Source organism: Roseivivax sp. THAF197b, assembly GCF_009363255.1.
Lineage (GTDB): Bacteria > Pseudomonadota > Alphaproteobacteria > Rhodobacterales > Rhodobacteraceae > Roseivivax.
Genome location: NZ_CP045318.1, coordinates 1,431,202 through 1,449,473, shown reverse-complemented (window position 1 = coordinate 1,449,473; position 18,272 = coordinate 1,431,202). Strand labels below are relative to the sequence as shown.

Here is an 18,272-nt window from a genome sequence, read left to right as displayed (position 1 = left end):
CCCGTCACGCGCGGGCTGCGGTCACTTGCGTGACTTGCGACCGGCATCGAGGCCGATCAGGAAACCTTCGATCAATTGGACGACGGGCAATGTCGCGGTCTGGGGAGCTGCGGAATGCGCGCCGACGACGACGGGTCTGCGGGAGACGAATTTCCCGATCCCCAGAAAAATAAGGCCAATTCCAAACAGACTTCCGCCGATGACTTGCGCTGCAAAAAGCGCGCCCCGGAGTTCAACCAACACGATCCAAAGCGCGACGCAAAGAAACGCCACGCCTGCGAGGATGAACACTGTCCCGATGGTCGAAAAGACGGCGCCACGCACCTTTCGGCGCGCGACAGCCTCAGCATGGGCAAGCAAAGCCATTTTACTTCCGGCTGGTCAGGAAGCCGAAGAGAAAGCCCATCCCGACAGCCAGACCGATGGCCGTTGCGGGCTGGCGGCGGATTGCCTCCAGAGCCTGATCCTGGGCGTCCTCCGCCCGGTGACGGGCCTCACTGTAGAGCCGCTCACCTTCGGAGCGCGCCGACGCATAGCGCGCCTTTGCCGCCTCGAGAGTCTCATCCTTGCGCCGGACGCCGATCTCACCAAGCATGTCGGTGATGGATGCCAGATCTGCCTTTAGCGTGTCGATCTGCGCCTTGAGCGCATCCGTGTCGGCCTTGTCGGTTTCCTTGGTGCTCGTCGAGCTCGTGGTGTTCTGCGATTGTGCCATGTTCCCTCTCAAATCTGTCCAATCACAAACGCGGTATGAGGCCATCTTGTTCCGCGTCGTTTTGGTGTTTGGGAAAATCGGCTGCCCGTCGTTGGCATATCCGCTTGACGCCGCCCGAGCAGCCTCCTAGAGACAGGGTCGCTCTGGCGAGTTGGCGGAGTGGTTACGCAGCGGATTGCAAATCCGTGTACACCGGTTCGATTCCGGTACTCGCCTCCATACCCCCACTGGAATGACGGATTGACCTGTCGCGCATTTTTTCGCGGCACTGCGGGGATTTGCGGGTTTTTTCTGATGTCGCGGACGGACTTCAGCGACGATCAGGCAATGGTCTGGACGTCTGGCTAGCAGAGGATAACCACCGCCACTCACACGCGGAAAAATATGCCCTACCAGAGGCTTGAGCGCCACACTTCACGCATCACCTCAAAAGACACCGGACAGAATGCTGCGAGGCGTGAAAAAACAGGTCCCAAGACGCGAAACGAGGCACGCAAGCGCGCGCGCCGTCAGACAATTGGTCCGGATCAGGCGGTGTATTCGGTGGCGCCGGTTTCTCCGCGGCCGAACCCTTCGAGCAGTATCGTCTGGTCGAAGAAGCTCAGCTCGAGCCCATCCGCGGTGGCGTCCACCTCGAGATTGCGGAAAACTCGGAACACGCCGTAATCGCTGAAATCGAACCGGTCCACGCCACGCTCGTAATCGGTGATGACGTCGTAGCCACCCTGCCCTTCGACGAATATGAAGGTGTCGGCCCCGGCGCCGCCCGTCAGCACGTTATCCGCGGCGTTGCCGACAATTGCATCGTCGCCGGAGCCGCCCGTCGCGTTCTCGATCACGACGCCATTGGCGATCGTGTAGCCGCCATAAATGCCATCTGCATAAGACAGCCAGCCGCCGCCACCTTCTTCCAGTTCGAGCGTCGCTTCCCGCAGATCGATCACCACGTCATCGCTGCCGTTATACCGGATCTCGTCGGTGCCACCCGCATCCCAGATACACGAATAGAAGGTGCCGGCGCCGTTGCTGTCGGGCAGCAGATAGACGCTGTCGCCGGTATTGTAGTCCATGTTGGCGCCGTACTTGTCCTGCAACAACGCGACATCTACGGCCATGGGCGTGCCCTGGTAGCCGTAATCGCTCGTGATCGCGGGGTTGAGCGCGCCGTCGGGGTTCGTGGCCCAGCCGTCGATATAGGACATCGTGGTGTAGATGCCCTGATTGAGATCGCCAAAGCCGGTATCGCCCGAATTGCTCACGCCGGGCAGCACCGAAGAGCCGCCGCCAGTGTCATGCGGATGCGCCAGGCCCATGCCGTGGCCGAATTCGTGGATCAGGGTGATGAAGCCGAAGCCGCCCTGTTCGAGCCCGCCCGTGTCATTCCAGCCTGTGCCGTCGCTGGCAAACCCGGCATCGCCTTCGTTGCGGAGCCCCGGCGGGTTCATCACGCCGAGATAAAGGCCGTTCGCATCGATCTTGTGGAGCTGGAATTCGGCATCCGCCTCGTTCGTGGTCTCGACGAACTCGACATCGAGGATCGCCTCGTAGGTGTCGAAGGCAAGCTCCACCTGCTGCTGTTCGTACGCCGTCCAGGTTTCGGTCGTGAAGAAGCCGAACCGCTCCCCGGCGGGCACGTAGTAATACTCGATGATCATGTCACCGTCGGCGTTCATTTGGCCGGACGAGACTTGCGTGCCCCAGTCGATGGCATCCGTGTAACTGGTCGTCACCGCGGCGGCCGCGGGAGATGCGCTGCTGCTGGCCGGGTTGATCGCCCCGAGTTTATCGCAATAGACGCACATACCGAACCTCGCAAAGCCGTCAAATGGATGCTCGATTATTAGGCCAAGCATCCTTTGCGAGGCAATATGGCAATTGCCCGGAGCGGTTATTTTCGGGTCAGACCGGTTCGATTTCCTGGAAGGCTTCCCGCAGCGCCTCGGACCAGGCCTGGCTCATGGCCTGGAAGCCCGCATCATCTGCCTCGATGCGACGCGACCGCGCCACCCGGAGGCCGTGGTTCTCGATCACCACGAGATCGAGCGGCATGCCCACGCTGAGGTTGGATCGCAGGGTCGAATCCATCGACAGAAGCACGGCCTTCTCGGCATCGGCAAGCGACGTGCTGGGTTCGATCACCCGGTCGAGGATCGGCTTGCCGTATTTGTGCTCACCGATCTGTAGATACGGCGTCTCCGCCGTGGCCTCGATGAAATTGCCTTGCGAATAGATCAGAAAGAGGCGCATCGGCCCGTCGGCGCGTTGGCCCGCCAGAATGAGCGAGGCGGAGGTCGACACCTTCTCCTGCTGCTGGATCTTGCCGCGGATCTCTTGGCTGACCGCTCCCAGCGTGTCGCCCACGATCTGTGCCACGGCCAGCATCGAATGCGCCGTCATGATCGAGCGCTTCTCATCGCCGCTGTCGATCGCCTCCGTGAGGCGGGCGATGGTGGTTTGCGTGACCGACAGGCTGCCTGCGGTCATGATCGCAATGACCCGCTCGCCCGGGGCCTCGAAGGTGAACATCTTGCGATAGGTGGAGATATTGTCGAGCCCCGCATTCGTGCGGGTGTCGGACAACAGGACCATGCCTTCGTCGAGCAGGAGGCCGACGCAATAGGTCATCGATTCGAACCTTTGTGACAGTATCGCTGAGGATTAGACGATTGCGCCCCGGTCCTGCAATCGCCCGATGGCCCCATGGTGAACAACGTGACGTTACTGCTGCGTCTGGGCCGCGGCCGGATCATCGGCGTCGCGCACCTTCACATGCACATCCAGCGTCTCGCCGCTGCCGCCCGCAACGACTCCGCGGATCGGGGCCGCATCCTGCGCGTCAAAGCCTGAACCGAGCCGGATGTAGCGATCATCCGGACAGCAGCGATTGGAGGCGTCGAAGCCGACCCATCCCAGATCGGGCACGTGCAATTCGGCCCAGGCGTGGCTGGCCTCGGCCATGTGGTCTCCCGATGCGCTGAACAGGTATCCGGTGACGTAGCGCGCGGGAATGCCGGAAACCTGCGCCAGCGCGATCAGCACATGGGTCTGGTCCTGGCACACACCCTTGCCGCCTTCCACAACCTCGGAGGCCGGGGTCATGTGATCGGTCTCGCCGGGCACATATTCGACATTGTCCGAAACGGCCGCCGACAGCTTGTGCGCGCATTCCAGAACAGTCGCGTCGGCCATGTCGGCCAGGGCCTCGGCTACGAGGTCCCGAAGCCCCTGGCTGGGCCGGGTCTGATCGGTCGCGGTCAGATAGGCCGAGGGCGGCACCTTCTCGCGATGCTCGGTCAGAACGCCAGCATAATCCTGCGTCTCGACCTCCCCTTCGACAATGATCTCGAAATGCTCAAGCGGGCCGTTCACGGTGACGGTTTCGGTCCAGTCCCCCGTCCCGTCGCGAAAGGCCGCGCCGCGCACCGCGCCCTCCATCCGCACGTCCCATTCCATGATCTGCTGGTTGGCGCAGCGCGACGGTGTCAGCCGCTGGGACTGGATCAGCCGCGCAACCGGCGTCGTGAAACTGTAGCGCGTGACATGACGAACGCTGAGCCTCATTCCGGCACCCCGCTGAGATATGTGGCCTGCACGGCGGCCGCGATCTGGTCGTTGCGGCGCATGAAACGCAACAGGAACTGGTGCAGCCCTTCGTCGAAGACATCCTCGACCGTCAGCTCTGCGATCTCGCCCAGAAGGCCCCGCGCCACGGAGGAGGCGCGCGACGGCTGCTTGTAGCCCCGCGACAACGCTTCGAGATGGTCGACGCTGTCCTGGGTGGCCGATAGCAGCGAGCGCGGAAACTGCCTGTTCAGGATCAGAAGATCGGCGATCTTGCCCGCCGTGATCTCGCCCTTGTAGGTCCAGACAAAGGCCCGATGCGCATGCATGGAGCGCAGAAGCGTCGCCCATTGCGTCTGATCGAGCGCGGAGCCCACGTAAGACAGGCTGGGCAGGAGGACGTAATATTTCACGTCGAGAAGCCGGGCGGTGTTGTCGGCGCGTTCGATCGAATAGCCGAGACCGATGAAGCGGTAACCGTCGTCGCGCAACTGCGTACCGCCGATGGCCCCGCGGATGAGCGCCCCTGCCCGCAAGGCCCAGTCGGTCATGTCGTTCAGCATCAGCTTTGAGCGCTCGGTGCGGTGAAACTCCTGCATCTCCTGGAAGCTCATGTTGATCGCATCCCAGACCTGGCTGGTCAGCGCCGTGCGCACCACGCGCGCATTCTCGCGCGCATTGGCCATGCAGGACATCACCGATGCGGGGTTGGAGCTGTCGAAGAAGAGAAACGTCTCGATATTGCGCTGGTTGGGATCGCCGTATTTCTCGCGGAAGGGTTCAAGCTGGCCGAGGGCCTGCAGCACCGCCTCCCAATCGTTGCGGTACCCGCCGCCGATATCTGGCAGCAACCCGTTGCGCGCGCCCACCTGCAACAGGCGTGCGGTCGTCTCGGCCCGCTCAAGATAGCGGGCCATCCAGTAAAGATGCGATGCGGTGCGGCTCAGCATGTCTGTGTCACTCCGCCAATACCCAGGTATCCTTGACCCCGCCGCCCTGCGACGAGTTCACCACCAGGCTGCCTTCGTTCAAGGCAACGCGCGTGAGGCCGCCCGGCACCAGCTCGATCTTCTCGCCCACAAGGCAATAGGGCCGCAGGTCCACGTGGCGCGGTGCGACGCCTTCCTCGACGAATGTGGGACAGGCCGAAAGCGCCAGCGTGGGCTGGGCGATGTAGTTCGAGGGGCGTTCCTCGATCTTGGCGCGGAAGGCCTCGATCGTCGCGCGGTCGGCCTTGGGGCCCACAAGCATGCCGTAGCCACCCGAGCCATGCACTTCCTTGACCACCAGCTCCGACAGGTTCTCGAGCACGTATTTGCAATCATCCGCCTTGGCGCATTGCCAGGTCGGTACGTTTTCAAGGATCGGGGCCTCGCCGAGATAGAAGCGGATCATCTCGGGCACGAAGGTGTAGATCGCCTTGTCATCGGCCACGCCCGCACCGGGCGCGGAGCAGATGGTCACCCCGCCCGAGCGGTAGACATTCATCAGCCCCGGCACGCCCAGCATCGAGTCGGGCCGGAAACAGAGCGGGTCGATGAAGGCGTCATCGATCCGGCGGTAGATCACGTCGACCTTCTTCGGGCCTTCCGTCGTGCGCATCCAGCAGAAATCGCCATCGACAAACAGATCCTGCCCCTCCACGAGCTCGACCCCCATGAGGTCCGCGAGGAAGGAATGTTCGTAATAGGCCGAATTGAACTGGCCGGGCGTCAGGATCACCACGGTGGGATCGCTGTCGCATTTCTGCGGCGCGACCGAGGCCAGCGTCTTGCGCAGCGTGTCGGCATAACCATCGACGGGCGCGATGCGGTTCTCCACGAAGAGATTGGGGAACATCCGCATCATGATTTCGCGGTTCTGCAGCATGTAGCTGACACCCGAGGGCGTGCGGCAATTGTCCTCGAGCACGTAGAACTGGTCGGGGCCCGTGCGCACGAGGTCGATCCCCACGATATGGGACCAGACATTGCGCGGCGGGCGGAAGCCCACGACCGCCTTCTCGAAGGCTTCGTTCTTGGTGACCAGATGTTCGGGAATGCGGCCCGCGCGGATGATCTCGCGCTGATCGTAGACATCGGCCAGAAAGGCGTTGAGCGCCGCGGCGCGTTGCCGGATTCCGCGGTCGAGCTTGCGCCATTCGGAGGCGGTGAAGACCCGCGGGAACATGTCGAACGGGATGAGCCGCTCGGGATCGCCCCCCTCGCCGTAGACCGCGAAGGTGATGCCGACCCGGCGGAAGAGTGCCTCCGCCTCGCTCTGCTTCATCGCGCGCAGATCGCCCGGCATGTCGTTTTGCCACTTCTCGAGGTTCCTGTAGGCCTCGCGGACATGGCCCTGATCGACCATTTCGTTGAACGTTTGTGCCATCATACCCCCTGCATTGCCCTAGCACATAATGCAGAGGCCGGAAACGCAATGGCCTGCCATCAAAAAGCGCCCATTCCTGCGGCATGCGCTGAAATTGCAGGCGATTGGCCGCGGGGCTTTGCGCTTGCCCGCCGGTGCTGCGCGCGCCATGTGAGGGCGCAAGCGCAATGTCGCGCGCCACGAAAGGTCGTCACGCATGCATCAGCCGCCCCTTCCCCTGACCCGCGATCTCGTCCTTGTCGGTGGCGGGCACACCCATGCGCTTGTGCTGCGCAAATGGGGCATGGATCCCCTGCCCGGCGCGCGCCTGACGCTGATCGATCCCACGCCGGTGACGGCCTATTCCGGCATGTTGCCGGGCTTTGTTGCGGGGCATTTCACGCGCGAGGAGCTTGATATCGACCTGGTGAAGCTTGCGCGCTTTGCGGGTGCGCGGCTGATCCTGGGTCCAGTCACGGGCATCGATCCCGCGCGCAAGCTGATCGAGGTGCCGGGCCGCCCGCCCGTGGCCTATGACGTCTGCTCGCTTGATGTGGGCATCACCTCCGCCATGCCGGACCTGCCCGGGTTTTCCGAACATGCCGTGCCTGCAAAGCCGCTCGGGCCCTTCGCGGATCGTTGGACCGCCTTTCTTGACGGCACGGGCCCCGCCCGCGTCGCCGTGATCGGTGGCGGAGTGGCAGGTTGCGAATTGGCGATGGCCATGGCGCATGCCTTATACGCCAAGGGCCGCGCACCCGATGTGACGATCATCGACCGGTCGCAGGCGCTGTCGGGTCTTGACCGGAGAACCGAACGCGGACTTCGCGCAGCACTTGAGGCGCGCGGCGTAACCCTCAAGGAAAACTGCGAAATCTCGGAGCTGACTTCCGAGGGTGTGCAGCTTGCGGAGGGCACTTTTCTGACCGCGGATTTCATCGTCGGCGCGGCGGGTGCCAAGCCGCATGACTGGATCGCCGCGATGGGCCTCGATCATCAGGCAGGCTTTCTGTCCGTCAGCGCCAGGCTGCAAAGCAGCGATCCCGCGATCTTTGCGGCCGGCGATTGCGCGCATCTCGCCCATGCGCCCCGCCCGAAAGCCGGTGTCTTCGCGGTCCGCGCGGCGCCGATCCTCTATTCCAACCTCCGCGCAGCCCTTGGAGGCGGCACGTGGCGCCGCTTCGAGCCGCAGAGCGATTACCTCAAACTGATCTCGCTGGGTCGTCAAAGCGCTTTGGGCGCGCGGTTCGGCCTCTTTGCGCAAGGGGAATGGGTCTGGCGCTGGAAAGACCGGATCGACCGCCGGTTCATGGAAAAGCTGTCTCAGCTGCCGCACATGACGCCCCCGCCCCTGCCCGCACATCACGCATCGGGCCTGGCCGAAGCGCGCGGTCCGAAGCCCATGTGTGGCGGTTGCGGCGCCAAGGTGGGTCGGGCCACGCTCGCACGGGCTTTGAGCACGCTGCCGAAACCGGACCGAACCGACATCGTCCCTTTGCCCGGCGATGATGCCGCATTGCTGCATATGGGTGCCACACGTCAGGTCCTGACCACGGATCACCTGCGGGCCGTGACGCTCGATCCCGTCGTGATGACCCGGATCGCCGCCCACCACGCGCTTGGCGATATCCACGCCATGGGCGCGGCCCCGCAAGCCGCAACGCTCAACCTGAACCTGCCGCGCCTTTCGGATCAGCTGAGCGCGCGCATGCTGACCGAGATCGTCACCACCGCGTCAGAGGTGCTGCGCGCAAGCGGCGCCGAGATCGTCGGCGGTCATTCCTCCGTCGGCGATGAGCTGACCATCGGGTTTTCGCTCACGGGCCTTGCCGAGGCCGCACCGATCACCCTGTCCGGCGGACAGGCCGGCGATGTGCTGATCCTGACGAAACCGATTGGCTCCGGCACGATCCTTGCGGCCGAGATGCAGGGGCAAGCTTCCGGCCACGATGTTGCCGCCTGCTGGGAATGGATGTGCCAAGACCAGTCCGGCGCCGCGCGGATCCTGGCCGACGCGCATGCGATGACCGATGTGACGGGCTTCGGGCTGATCGGTCACGCGCAGAACATGGCGGAGGCGTCAGGCTGCGGGCTCGCCCTGTCTTTGTCCGATATCCCGTGGATGCAGGGCGCGCTGGCCTTGGCTGATGCAGGTCATCGGTCGTCGCTTTATCCCCAGAACCGCGAAGTTGCCCCCGACCTGCCGGAAACCGCCCGTCACGCGCTTCTGTTCGATCCGCAAACCTCCGGAGGTCTTCTGGCGGCGGTCTCGTCGGAAAACGCGGCGGAGCAACTCAAAGCGCTTCGAAACGCGGGCTTCGCGGCGGCAGAGGTGGGGCATCTGACAGCGCGCCCCGGCGCTATCGAGGTCAGGACCTGACAAGGTTGCCCATCTGGTCGAGCGTGCCCTCGATCTCGGCCGCGACCTCCCCCAAAGCGCTTTGATCTAGCGACTTGGCGTCCACCCGCGCGATCACCTCCGGCGCCAGCCCGCGCATCGCCGTGGCATAGGCCGGATCGTAGTGATCCTGCATCAGGCTTTCCACGAGCCCTGCCTTGTCACCGCGCCCGATCCGGTCGAACCAATCATCAACCAGAGCATGTCCGCGATGACGCCGAAGCGGCGCCAGTTTTTCCTTCAGCGCGTCGCCATCGGCCAGGATATCGGCATAGGCCTCGACCAGGTAGGAGGTGCGCGCCTTGATCGGTGCTGCCATCTCGATCCAGGGCGCGTCCTTCATCGCAGCCCATAGCGACGGCGGCAGGATCAGATCGCCGATCTTGCTCGACTCGGCTTCGACCACGACCGGACGCGCCGGATCCAGACGGAGGATTTCACGGGCCAAAGCGCTTTCAAACGCCTTCTGGCTCGGTTGCCCGCCCGGCCGATCGCCAAGCAGCGATCCGCGGTGATGGGCAAGCCCCTCAAGGTCGATGACCTGAATGCCTCGTTGCGCCAGAACGCCCAACAAATCGGTCTTGGCCGTGCCGGTATATCCCCCAAGCTGCACCAGTCGCAGGTTCAACGGTGCGTCATACAGCATCCCGCAGACGAGCCGCCGATAGGTCTTGTAGCCGCCCTTGATCGTATCGGATCGCCAACCGATCTCGCGCAACATCCAGGCCATGGAGCCCGACCGCTGCCCGCCCCGCCAGCAATAGACCAGCGGCTGCCAGCCCCCGTCCTGATCGGCCAGCGGACCTTCGATGTGGCGTGCGGCGTTCTTGAAGACGAGCGCCGCCCCGATCTTGCGCGCGCGAAACGGCGATTCCTGTTTGTAGATCGTCCCGACGCGGGCGCGTTCTTCATTGTCCAGCACCGGCAGGTTGATCGCGCCCGGCAGGTGATCCTCCGCGAATTCCGCAGGCGACCGGACATCGATGACAGTGTCGAAGCCATGGTCGAGCAGGTCGGCGAGGTTTTTGGACGATATCGGCATGAGGCTGCATCTAGAGCAGCGCAGCCGCGCTGGAAAGCGACGAATGACGCCTCGACGTCGCAATCGCGTGGCCTCCCTGACCCTTGGACGGACGGCATCACCGGTCCCTTTTGCGCGGCAGACATGCGTGAGATGCATTTTTCCCGTTCGACCTCTGGACACCCGTTTCAGTTCTGGCTAGACCGCGCTCACCCGAGGGAGAGCCCTCACCCGTGCCCGGGTAGCTCAGGGGTAGAGCAGTGGATTGAAAATCCTCGTGTCGGTGGTTCGATTCCGCCCCCGGGCACCACTTCCTTACCATAATTTGGTACTCTGTGCGCACGGCCCTCAAGCTTGTGTGGGACTGGTCCAACCAGTCCCAAAAATGCGGTTGTTTCGCACCGTTAACACATCAGCTTGACGGCTTGATATCGAACACAAGCGCGGAGGCTGGCGCGTCACCTCGGTTGTAGAACCAATGCGTGGTGTCGGCATCTTCAATGAATGTATCTCCTGCAGATCTCAGGGTCTCGCCTTCGTCGGTGCCTTCTGTCCAAGCGCCGCTTTCCATGAAGACGATGCCCGGCACGGTGTCATGGCTGTGCTTGGCGATCTGGCCACCCGGCATGATTGTGATCCGTCGCGCAAGTAGCATCCTGCCCTCGAGCCCCAGTTGCCGTTCAATCGAGTCCGGGGGCACATTAGCGAGTTGCTCAACCTGCAAACCTGCATGTTCGGTTGGGAAGTGTCCTTCGGCAAACAACATCGTGGCCGACAATGCCAGAATGGTACTGCCGATGACCACGCGTCGCAGATAACGGGTTGGGGATTGGGAATGCGTTGAAAGTATTTTCATCTCTGTCGTCCTTCTCAAATCGGGGTGGCTCATTTGAAAAGTCTCTGCGGAACAGCGATTTGGCTCAAATGATGGTTTTTCACGGCAGACTGAATTCCTTTCAGCCTCTCGCGGTGGCCTGATCCGCGTTTTGAGCGATGGCATTGATTGTGCCATACTGGGCAAGAGCAAGACGCGTCGCCCGCACACACGGGAAGGGATCGATGAGCCGCAAATACCCACCATTCGCCGCTGTGCGCGCCTTCGAGGCCGCGGCCCGGAGAGGCAGTGTCAAAGCTGCCGCCGAAGAGCTTTGCCTCACCGCATCGGCAGTCAGCCACCAGATCCGTGCACTCGAGACCTATCTCGATACCGATCTGTTTATACGATCAGGCAACCGGGTAGAGTTGACGCTCACCGGACGCACCTATGCGCGCAAAATGACTGCGCTGCTCGATCTTTTCGACGAGACGACGCGCAATGTAAAAGAGGCGGGGCATAAGCCATTCCGCGTGCATTGCACCCCGGGTTTTGCCGCCCGCTGGCTCGTGCCGCGCCTGAATGATCTCGCGTTCGGCGATCGGGTGAGGATCTCCGTATCCAACGGGGCGCCGTCGACCGATTTCTCGTCGAACGGGGCCGATGTGGTCATCCAGTGGGCAGACGCCCATGTGCCCGGTGTGATTACTGAGCCACTTATGCAGTCGGCGCGCTACCCCGTCGCGAGCCCGGCGTTGAAAGCAGCCGAGAACCTTCGGAAACCAGAGGATCTCCGGCGTGTCACGTTGATGCATGACGAGACAATGGATGCATGGCAGGAATGGTTCCAAGCCGCAGATGTCACGCCTCCCGCCTTCCCAAGAGGCCCGAGATTTCCCAATTGCGAGCTGGCAACAACAGCAGCAGAAAAGGGACAGGGGGTGGCGCTTGCCTATGATGCGGTGGTACGAGATACGTTGAAGAATGGAACACTCGTCCGCCTGTTCGATGCGGTGACCATGCCCTTCGTGATCTACTCAGTCGCCTACACGATTGCGCGCAAGAACGATCCCATGGTGCGGGAATTTTCGGATTGGCTTCATAACCAAGTCGAAGCGGAAGGCGTCGCGGCCAAGTCTGGCTTGGCGCAGTCTCACGCCTGATGGAGGCGTCCAGAACCTAGACCTGCAGGCAGTAGCGATCAGCTACGCTCACCCAAGACGCTTTGCGATGAGCTCCGCCCAGCAAGGACGCGCCCAATCCTCACAAAAGCAAGCATCGACACAACAGATGCAGAGGATCGACATGCCCCACAGCCCCACCGCCCTACTGATCGCAGATGCCCTCGATGCTTCGGGCAAAACACAGCGCAAAGTCGCATATGAAGTCGGCTATCCGCGCGGCAATGTCATCTCCATGCTGCGCTCAGGCGAGATGCGTCTTCCCATTGAGCGGGCCCCTGCCCTCGTCCCCGCGCTCGGCAAAGACGGACACTTGAACGCCAATATGTGCTAGAGTTCCTCTTGAGTGTTCAGGGAGGGCCCCGCCATGGGACATCGGAGACACCTGGTATCCAACGGGAACCCGATGGAGCAGATCGTCGGGTTCAGCCGTGCGGTGCGCGTTGGAAATTTCATCGCGGTCGGGGGCACGGCGCCGGTTGACGCGGATGGCCGGACGGTGGGCGTTGGGGATGTCATTCAGCAAACCCGACAATGCTTTGAGATCATCAAAGCCGCCCTTGAAGACGCGGGGTCCGGCTTGCAGGACATCGTCAGAACTCGGGTTCTCCTGACCGATATCGGTCACTGGAAAGACGCGATAGAGGCGCGAAAACTCTATTGTCTCGACGCACGTCCGGTGGACACGATCATGGCGGTCAGCCGGTTCGTGAATCCCGAATGGCTTGTCGAAATCGAGGTCGACGCCGTTATCGAGAATTGAGCGCCGCCTGCGACTAGATGGTTTACCCTCCTATGGCACACGTACCACGATGGCCTGCGCGGCGATCTCGTCCCTGGGACAGCGGCGCGAAAGGCGCGCCTAAGTCGGGAACAAGGGGGTACGTGCCCGATCTAGAAGGACGGCTGCATCCAGACCTTTCTCGATGAAGCGCCAAAACTATTTACGGCGCGCCATTCCGACACGCGCGCCCCTATCGTTCCGGCAATGGAATGAACTCCGCGTCATCACCGGGAGGCAGCTGGAACCGGCCTGCCTGCCAATCCCCGGCCCGCCAGGCTTCCTTCGCCTCTTCGATCCGCTCCTTCGACGAGGCCACGAAGTTCCACCAGATATACCGCGACCCTTCAAGGGTCTCGCCCCCGAGCAGCATGACCCGAGCGCCCGAAGGCCCCGCCTTCAGGGACAGCCGGTCTCCCGGCCGGATCACCATCATGCGACCGGCTTCGAAGGTCTCCCCCGCGATCGTGACCGCGCCCTCCACGACATAGATGCCGCGATCCTCATGCTCGTCGGGCAGCGGAATTGCGGCGTCGGGTGCAAGCGTCGCATCGGCATAGAACATCTCGGAGGCGGTCTCGACCGGCGCGCGTTCCCCCCAGGCATTGCCGAGGATGAGCCGCACCGATTTTCCTTCGCCCTCGAGCATCGGAAGCGTGTCGGTCGCCGCGTGCACGAATTCCGGTGCGCGATCCTCATGGTCCCTGGGCAGCGCAACCCAGGTCTGGATGCCGAAGAACGGCATCGGATCGACCTGCGTCTTGTCGTCCGTACGCTCGGAATGGGTAATGCCGTGCCCTGCAACCATCCAGTTCACCGCTCCGGGCTCGATCCACGCATCTGTGCCGAGGCTGTCGCGGTGATGCATGCGGCCTCTGAACAGGTAGGATATCGTCGCCAGACCGATATGCGGATGGGGCCGCACATCCATGCCCCGCGTCGGAAGAAATTCGGCGGGGCCCATCTGGTCGAAGAAAATGAACGGACCGACCATCTGGCGACGGGGCGCAGGCAGCGCGCGCCGCACCTCGAACCCGCCGAGGTCCCGCGCACGGGGGACGATAATCGTGTCGATCGCATCCACCTCGTCTCCGGTGGGGCAATGCGGGTCAAGGGCCGGGTTCCAGCTCATGCATCTTCTCCATTATGGACTCGACATGCAGGATATTGGGTTTCACCGCGCAATAAACGGGTATTTGCCCCGATATCTGCGCGCCTGCGCACAGGTACTCGGCATTGGGTCCATCGCCGGTAGGCAGATTTGCGATGCTGAGGGTACCGGCGGCGGTCAGAGGGACTCACGCGCGCCTGGGCGGATGGCGACCGAGGAAACCTTTTCAGGCAGAGCACTTCGAGCGTCCCCCGAGATGAGCGCAAGGCGGATGAGTACGTGCCGCACGGCCGAAGCCGCGTTCTCGGAGACGCTGTTGCTCCCAACGTGTGTTTGGCCATGGGCGGGGGGCATCGCACCCCCCTGCCCTGATCCCAAACCACCGATTAATGCGGCCCGGATTTCGTTCGGCGATGACGGTCCGGTCTTTGACGGTCCGCATGCGGGCTTCCGCCGTCCGGCCCGTCATGATCTTCTTCGGAGATGGCCTGCTTCATGTCCTCAAGATCGAGGCTGTGCATCCGGCTGAGCCCGCTGTTGCGGTAAAGAAAGCTGACGAACATCATGCGTTACGCCGCTGGCAAAGGAGTGCGCGACTGCGGCTTCTGGCGCACCAGCCCGTCGAAGCGGGAAATCTCGTCCTTTAGGCGCAAGCGCTCCCGTTTGAGGGCCTGCAAGGTCAGGCTGCACGGCGCGGGTCTGCGCAATTCGGCATAGACCCGCGCGGCCAACTCGCGCCGACGTCGGCGCAGATTGTCGACCCGAGCCATGATCGAGTGGCGTTTCTTGGCGGGCATCCCATTCATCTTTCAGTCTCCCTGTGTTTAAGCCGAAGCGATCTTTGCCGACCGCACTTGCGATATGGCCAAGGCGTTCGATTGGAAAAAGACAGATAAACCTGAAAGTTTGATCGGCCTTTCCTATATTATTCGAAGCCCGATACCGCATGAGCAAACCGGATGCCCGCAGATTTCACGCTGAGACAGCTGACCTATTTCCTCGCACTTGCGGACACGCGCCATTACCGGCGCGCGGCCGAGCGTGTCGGCATCAGCCAGCCGTCGCTCAGCCAGCAGATCGTGGCGCTGGAAGAGGCCCTCGGCGTGGAACTGGTGGAGCGCGGCCAACGCGGCGCGGTCCTCACGCCACACGGGCGCACGATGCTCGAGCAGGCGCGCCGGGTTGCGGATGAGGCAGACACGCTCCGCGCCCTGGCGCAGGATATGCGCGCGGGCTTCGGCGGAACTGTGCGCTTCGGCTCCACCCCGACCCTCGGCCCCTATCTGCTGCCGCATGTGATGCGCCAGCTTCATCTGTCCTACCCGGCGCTCAAGGTGATCGCGCGCGACGCGACGCCGCTGCAGCTTCAGGACGAACTCATGACGGGTCAGCACGATCTCATCCTGACGCAGCTCCCGGTCTCATCCGCCGATATCGAAACGCAGCGGCTTTTTCGGGAGCCTCTGAAGCTTGCCATGGCACAGGATCATCCCTTCGCCGCCCGGCAGAATATTGCGCCTTCGGATCTTGCCGGGCTCGATGTCATCGGTCTGTCCGACGCCTACCGGCTACACACGCAAATCGCGGCACTTTGCGAAGAGGTCGGGGCGAACCTGCGGCGCGATTACGAAGGGACGAGCCTTGATGCCGTGCGGCAGATGACGGCGCTTGATATGGGCGTGAGTTTCCTTCCGGCGCTTTACGTGCGCTCCGAGGTCTCGGGCGATACCGGCGACGTGGTTGTCCGGCCCTTTCGCAAGGATCGTCTCACACGCTCCATCGGTTTGGCGTGGCGGCGGCGGGCCGCGCATCGCGAACTGATCCAGCGCATGGCGACCCTCATCCGCGACGTGATCCGCGACCGTTTTGCCGGAATCGTCCAGATCGAATGAGCCGGTATTGCCCGGGAGGCGTCGATGTGACCACGCGGCTATCCGATATGTTCGGAGCCGCGTGGTTCAGATCTTCGGTTTGACGGGTCGAACGGTCCTGCCCGGACCACCGCACCCTTGCGCGAAGAGACGCCATTTCGGCGCCTCTCGCTTTATCCCTTATGACCGCTTGATCCGACCAGAGGGCGGGCTTCGCCGCTACCCTCAGTCGGCACCACGAGCGAAATCGGAGGCGCCCATGCGTCCGCGCTGGATCAGCACCAGAACGATCGCGATGCCCACCCCGATTGCGTCCGTAATCCAGCCGCCTGCGATCATGGTCAGTCCGCCCGCCCCGAGGGCTGCGCGAACTGCCGCGTTGGCGTGGCCGAAGAACCAGCCCTGCACCGCGCAGGACAACAGGTACACGCCGACCAGCGCCGTTGCAGCAATATGGGCGATGTCAAACCAACTGCCGTTGAGCAGCATCGCGGGCGAGTAGAAGAACATGTAGGGCACCACGAAGGCCGCAAGGCCGATCTTGAAGCTCTCCACGCTCGTGCGGATCGGGTCCGACCCGGCCAGCGCGGAGCCCGCATAGGCGGCCAGCGCCACGGGTGGCGTGATTGCCGACATCACCGCGAAATAGAAGATGAAGAGATGCGCGGTCAGCGGTGCGACGCCGAGGTTGATGACGCCCGGTGCGATGACCGAGGCCGCCACGGCATAGGCCGCCGTCGTGGGCATCCCCATGCCGAGGATGATCGACACGACCATGGCGAAGAAAAGCGCGAGGATCTGGCTCTGATCCGCCAGCGCCAGCAGCACCGTCGAGAAGCGCGAGCCGATGCCTGTCAGGGCGATGACCCCCACGATGATCCCCGCCGTGGCACAGACCGCGACCAGCTGCAGCACCATGCGCGCGCCGTTGTCGAGCGCCTGGATCAGTTGCCGCGGCCCCATGCGGTGCGGCGTGAGCCAGGACACCACCGCGGCGGTGATCATCGCCAGCGTACCGCAGCGGATCACCGAATAGCCTGCAAAGAGCGCGTAGATCAGCACCACGATGGGGAGGAACAGGTAGATCTGCTTGGCCAGTTTCGCGAGCTTGGGAAGCTGGTCGCGCGGCAGGCCCATCATGTTGGCCTTCTTAGCGGCCAGATCGACCATGAAATAGACCGACACGAAGTAGATCACCGCCGGGATGATCGCGGCATAGACGATGTCCATGTAGGCGATGCCCGTGATCTCGGCCATGATGAAGGCGCCTGCGCCCATGATCGGCGGCATGATCTGCCCGCCCGTGGAGGCTGCGGCCTCCACCGCGGCGGAGGTCTGGGGCCGGTAGCCCACCTTTTTCATCATCGGGATGGTCAGCGAACCGGTCGCCACGACATTGCCCGCCGAGGTGCCGTTGATCATGCCCATGAGACCGGAGGCGAAGATCGCCACCTTGGCCGGACCGCCGCGGCGATGGCCCGCAGCCGCGAAGGCGAGGTTCACGAAGTATTCCCCGACCCGCGTGGTCTGCAGAAAGGCCGCGAAGACGACGAACAGGATGATGTAGGTGGACGAGATCGCGATCGGCGCGCCGAGCACCCCGTTATCGGTGAAGATGTAGGAGAAGAAACGCTTCACGTCATAGCCGCGATGCTCGAAAATCCCGGGCAGCCAGGGGCCCGCGAAAGCATAGGCCACGAAAACGCCCGCGATGATCACCAGCGCCATCCCGGCAAGGCGGCGCGTGAGCTCGATGATCAGCAGCACGCCGGTGATGGCCGACCACATATCGCCCGGCAGGGCCATGGGCATGCCCGCACGCAGTTGAAGCTGGCGCGCGAAGAAGATCAGGTAGGCCGTGAAGGCGATCGCGGCCAAGGCCAGCACCACATCGCCCGGCGCGAATTGCATCCGCCCCCGATGGGGAAAGACCCAGCCATGCACGATGGCGAGGCCCGTGCCGAGGGTCAGCGGGATGCCGAAGGTCGACATTGCCCAGGCCGGAGGCATCATCTCGCCCAGAAGCGTGCCGTTGATCCAGATCGCGACAACACCGATCAGGCCGTAGAGGACCCCTGCCCCGGCAAGAACCAGCAGCACTTTTGACATGAGGCTTTCGCGTTGGGTCGGTCCCGCATCCTCTCCGAACGGCTGGGAGCCGAACAGAAGGAAGCCGAGCAGCAGACCGCCGCCCACATGGGTCAGGCGATAGGCCCAGGTTTCCAGCGGGTAGACGTTCATCACCAGAAGGTGGAACACCGTGTAGGCCACACACATCGCCGCGACGATGAAGTTGCGGCTGCCGATAAACAGCCTCTGGTTCGCGGCTACGGGGTCGTTGTCGACATTGGCGCGGGCCAATTCTTGCTCGATGGCGGACTTACCGTCGCTTTCGGCCGGGTTTGGGCTGTGCTTATGCTGCGCGTTGCTCATGGTCCGGATCGCTCGTGAATATGAAAAGAAGCGGGCG

Annotated in this window: 18 protein-coding genes and 2 tRNA genes; 7 read left to right on the top strand and 13 right to left on the bottom strand. The window is 63.0% G+C overall.

Annotated elements, in window-relative coordinates:
- Positions 1 to 21: 21 nt before the first annotated feature.
- Together FIV09_RS07185 and FIV09_RS07180 are read right to left on the bottom strand one after the other, a co-directional pair.
- On the bottom strand, positions 22 to 366 hold the full coding sequence (locus FIV09_RS07185; protein ID WP_152455292.1) for a hypothetical protein: 345 nt from the start codon (positions 364 to 366) through the stop codon (positions 22 to 24).
- Position 367: 1 nt separating this feature from the next.
- Positions 368 to 715 (bottom strand): YqjD family protein, encoded by a 348-nt coding sequence (locus FIV09_RS07180; RefSeq protein ID WP_152449355.1) that lies wholly within the window; start codon positions 713 to 715, stop codon positions 368 to 370.
- A 145-nt stretch (positions 716 to 860) separates the two neighbouring features.
- Between FIV09_RS07180 and FIV09_RS07175 the strand changes: the two genes are divergently transcribed.
- Positions 861 to 934: transfer RNA gene (locus FIV09_RS07175), tRNA-Cys, on the top strand.
- A 308-nt stretch (positions 935 to 1,242) separates the two neighbouring features.
- Here the strand turns inward: FIV09_RS07175 and FIV09_RS20720 are convergent.
- The 5 genes from FIV09_RS20720 to FIV09_RS07150 form a co-directional block, all read right to left on the bottom strand.
- Positions 1,243 to 2,445 (bottom strand): M10 family metallopeptidase, encoded by a 1,203-nt coding sequence (locus FIV09_RS20720; RefSeq protein ID WP_172975651.1) that lies wholly within the window; start codon positions 2,443 to 2,445, stop codon positions 1,243 to 1,245.
- A gap of 169 nt (positions 2,446 to 2,614) precedes the next feature.
- Positions 2,615 to 3,340, bottom strand: coding sequence for a peptidase (locus FIV09_RS07165; RefSeq protein WP_152449353.1), 726 nt, complete (start codon positions 3,338 to 3,340; stop codon positions 2,615 to 2,617).
- A gap of 93 nt (positions 3,341 to 3,433) precedes the next feature.
- Complete coding sequence (locus FIV09_RS07160) at positions 3,434 to 4,276, bottom strand: transglutaminase family protein (RefSeq protein ID WP_152449352.1); 843 nt, start codon at positions 4,274 to 4,276, stop codon at positions 3,434 to 3,436.
- Positions 4,273 to 5,226, bottom strand: a complete 954-nt coding sequence (locus tag FIV09_RS07155; RefSeq protein WP_152449351.1) for an alpha-E domain-containing protein — start codon at positions 5,224 to 5,226, stop codon at positions 4,273 to 4,275. The genes FIV09_RS07160 and FIV09_RS07155 overlap by 4 nt, the downstream gene beginning before the upstream one ends.
- A 7-nt stretch (positions 5,227 to 5,233) precedes the next feature.
- Positions 5,234 to 6,646: a circularly permuted type 2 ATP-grasp protein gene (locus tag FIV09_RS07150; protein ID WP_152452426.1), complete on the bottom strand. Its 1,413-nt coding sequence runs from the start codon at positions 6,644 to 6,646 to the stop codon at positions 5,234 to 5,236.
- Between the two features lie 196 nt (positions 6,647 to 6,842).
- Here FIV09_RS07150 and selD point away from each other — a divergent pair, with 196 nt between their 5' ends.
- On the top strand, positions 6,843 to 9,005 hold the full coding sequence (gene selD / locus FIV09_RS07145) for a selenide, water dikinase SelD (RefSeq protein WP_152449350.1): 2,163 nt from the start codon (positions 6,843 to 6,845) through the stop codon (positions 9,003 to 9,005).
- Here the strand turns inward: selD and mnmH are convergent.
- Positions 8,995 to 10,065, bottom strand: a complete 1,071-nt coding sequence (gene mnmH / locus FIV09_RS07140) for a tRNA 2-selenouridine(34) synthase MnmH (protein WP_152449349.1) — start codon at positions 10,063 to 10,065, stop codon at positions 8,995 to 8,997. The two genes, selD and mnmH, sit on opposite strands and share 11 nt — an antisense overlap.
- A gap of 214 nt (positions 10,066 to 10,279) precedes the next feature.
- Between mnmH and FIV09_RS07135 the strand changes: the two genes are divergently transcribed.
- Positions 10,280 to 10,354, top strand: a tRNA-Phe gene (locus FIV09_RS07135).
- A gap of 102 nt (positions 10,355 to 10,456) precedes the next feature.
- Here FIV09_RS07135 and FIV09_RS07130 read toward each other — a convergent pair.
- Positions 10,457 to 10,900: a cupin domain-containing protein gene (locus tag FIV09_RS07130; protein ID WP_152452424.1), complete on the bottom strand. Its 444-nt coding sequence runs from the start codon at positions 10,898 to 10,900 to the stop codon at positions 10,457 to 10,459.
- A 203-nt stretch (positions 10,901 to 11,103) separates the two neighbouring features.
- Between FIV09_RS07130 and FIV09_RS07125 the strand changes: the two genes are divergently transcribed.
- The 3 genes from FIV09_RS07125 to FIV09_RS07115 all read left to right on the top strand — a co-directional run bounded on the left by FIV09_RS07125 (position 11,104) and on the right by FIV09_RS07115 (position 12,802).
- Complete coding sequence (locus tag FIV09_RS07125; protein ID WP_152449348.1) at positions 11,104 to 12,021, top strand: LysR substrate-binding domain-containing protein; 918 nt, start codon at positions 11,104 to 11,106, stop codon at positions 12,019 to 12,021.
- Between the two features lie 67 nt (positions 12,022 to 12,088).
- A complete protein-coding gene (locus tag FIV09_RS07120) occupies positions 12,089 to 12,373 on the top strand; it encodes a hypothetical protein (protein WP_152449347.1) in 285 nt (94 codons plus the stop codon).
- A gap of 33 nt (positions 12,374 to 12,406) precedes the next feature.
- Positions 12,407 to 12,802 carry a RidA family protein gene (locus FIV09_RS07115; RefSeq protein ID WP_254702323.1) on the top strand — a complete coding sequence of 132 codons (396 nt, stop codon included), beginning with the start codon at positions 12,407 to 12,409 and terminating at the stop codon, positions 12,800 to 12,802.
- Positions 12,803 to 13,013: 211 nt separating this feature from the next.
- On the opposite strand, the gene FIV09_RS07110 is transcribed toward FIV09_RS07115, so the two are convergent.
- From FIV09_RS07110 to FIV09_RS07100, 3 genes are all read right to left on the bottom strand, one after another.
- The gene (locus FIV09_RS07110; protein ID WP_152449346.1) at positions 13,014 to 13,952 is read right to left on the bottom strand and encodes a pirin family protein; all 939 of its coding nucleotides are present in this window, start codon (positions 13,950 to 13,952) and stop codon (positions 13,014 to 13,016) included.
- Positions 13,953 to 14,317: 365 nt separating this feature from the next.
- Positions 14,318 to 14,497, bottom strand: a complete 180-nt coding sequence (locus FIV09_RS07105; protein ID WP_152449345.1) for a hypothetical protein — start codon at positions 14,495 to 14,497, stop codon at positions 14,318 to 14,320.
- Positions 14,498 to 14,500: 3 nt separating this feature from the next.
- Entirely contained in the window at positions 14,501 to 14,728 is a 228-nt protein-coding gene (locus FIV09_RS07100; protein WP_254702454.1) for a YdcH family protein, read from the bottom strand.
- A 162-nt stretch (positions 14,729 to 14,890) separates the two neighbouring features.
- Between FIV09_RS07100 and FIV09_RS07095 the strand changes: the two genes are divergently transcribed.
- Positions 14,891 to 15,823, top strand: coding sequence for a hydrogen peroxide-inducible genes activator (locus FIV09_RS07095; protein ID WP_152449344.1), 933 nt, complete (start codon positions 14,891 to 14,893; stop codon positions 15,821 to 15,823).
- A gap of 204 nt (positions 15,824 to 16,027) precedes the next feature.
- Here the strand turns inward: FIV09_RS07095 and FIV09_RS07090 are convergent, their stop codons facing one another.
- Positions 16,028 to 18,235 (bottom strand): TRAP transporter permease, encoded by a 2,208-nt coding sequence (locus tag FIV09_RS07090; RefSeq protein WP_152449343.1) that lies wholly within the window; start codon positions 18,233 to 18,235, stop codon positions 16,028 to 16,030.
- Positions 18,236 to 18,272: the final 37 nt, after the last annotated feature.

Excerpts from the sequence above, each read along its gene's own strand:
- FIV09_RS07155 (WP_152449351.1), bottom strand. The coding sequence starts at position 5,226 with ATGCTGAGCCGCACCGCATCGCATCTTTACTGGATGGCCCGCTATCTT.
- FIV09_RS07150 (WP_152452426.1), bottom strand. The coding sequence starts at position 6,646 with ATGGCACAAACGTTCAACGAAATGGTCGATCAGGGCCATGTCCGCGAG.
- FIV09_RS07165 (WP_152449353.1), bottom strand. The coding sequence starts at position 3,340 with ATGACCTATTGCGTCGGCCTCCTGCTCGACGAAGGCATGGTCCTGTTG.
- FIV09_RS07130 (WP_152452424.1), bottom strand. The coding sequence starts at position 10,900 with ATGAAAATACTTTCAACGCATTCCCAATCCCCAACCCGTTATCTGCGA.
- FIV09_RS07095 (WP_152449344.1), top strand. The coding sequence starts at position 14,891 with ATGCCCGCAGATTTCACGCTGAGACAGCTGACCTATTTCCTCGCACTT.
- FIV09_RS07090 (WP_152449343.1), bottom strand. The coding sequence starts at position 18,235 with ATGAGCAACGCGCAGCATAAGCACAGCCCAAACCCGGCCGAAAGCGAC.
- FIV09_RS07110 (WP_152449346.1), bottom strand. The coding sequence starts at position 13,952 with ATGAGCTGGAACCCGGCCCTTGACCCGCATTGCCCCACCGGAGACGAG.
- mnmH (WP_152449349.1), bottom strand. The coding sequence starts at position 10,065 with ATGCCGATATCGTCCAAAAACCTCGCCGACCTGCTCGACCATGGCTTC.
- FIV09_RS07105 (WP_152449345.1), bottom strand. The coding sequence starts at position 14,497 with ATGATGTTCGTCAGCTTTCTTTACCGCAACAGCGGGCTCAGCCGGATG.
- FIV09_RS07125 (WP_152449348.1), top strand. The coding sequence starts at position 11,104 with ATGAGCCGCAAATACCCACCATTCGCCGCTGTGCGCGCCTTCGAGGCC.
- FIV09_RS07160 (WP_152449352.1), bottom strand. The coding sequence starts at position 4,276 with ATGAGGCTCAGCGTTCGTCATGTCACGCGCTACAGTTTCACGACGCCG.
- selD (WP_152449350.1), top strand. The coding sequence starts at position 6,843 with ATGCATCAGCCGCCCCTTCCCCTGACCCGCGATCTCGTCCTTGTCGGT.
- FIV09_RS07185 (WP_152455292.1), bottom strand. The coding sequence starts at position 366 with ATGGCTTTGCTTGCCCATGCTGAGGCTGTCGCGCGCCGAAAGGTGCGT.
- FIV09_RS07100 (WP_254702454.1), bottom strand. The coding sequence starts at position 14,728 with ATGCCCGCCAAGAAACGCCACTCGATCATGGCTCGGGTCGACAATCTG.
- FIV09_RS07115 (WP_254702323.1), top strand. The coding sequence starts at position 12,407 with ATGGGACATCGGAGACACCTGGTATCCAACGGGAACCCGATGGAGCAG.
- FIV09_RS07180 (WP_152449355.1), bottom strand. The coding sequence starts at position 715 with ATGGCACAATCGCAGAACACCACGAGCTCGACGAGCACCAAGGAAACC.
- FIV09_RS07120 (WP_152449347.1), top strand. The coding sequence starts at position 12,089 with ATGAGCTCCGCCCAGCAAGGACGCGCCCAATCCTCACAAAAGCAAGCA.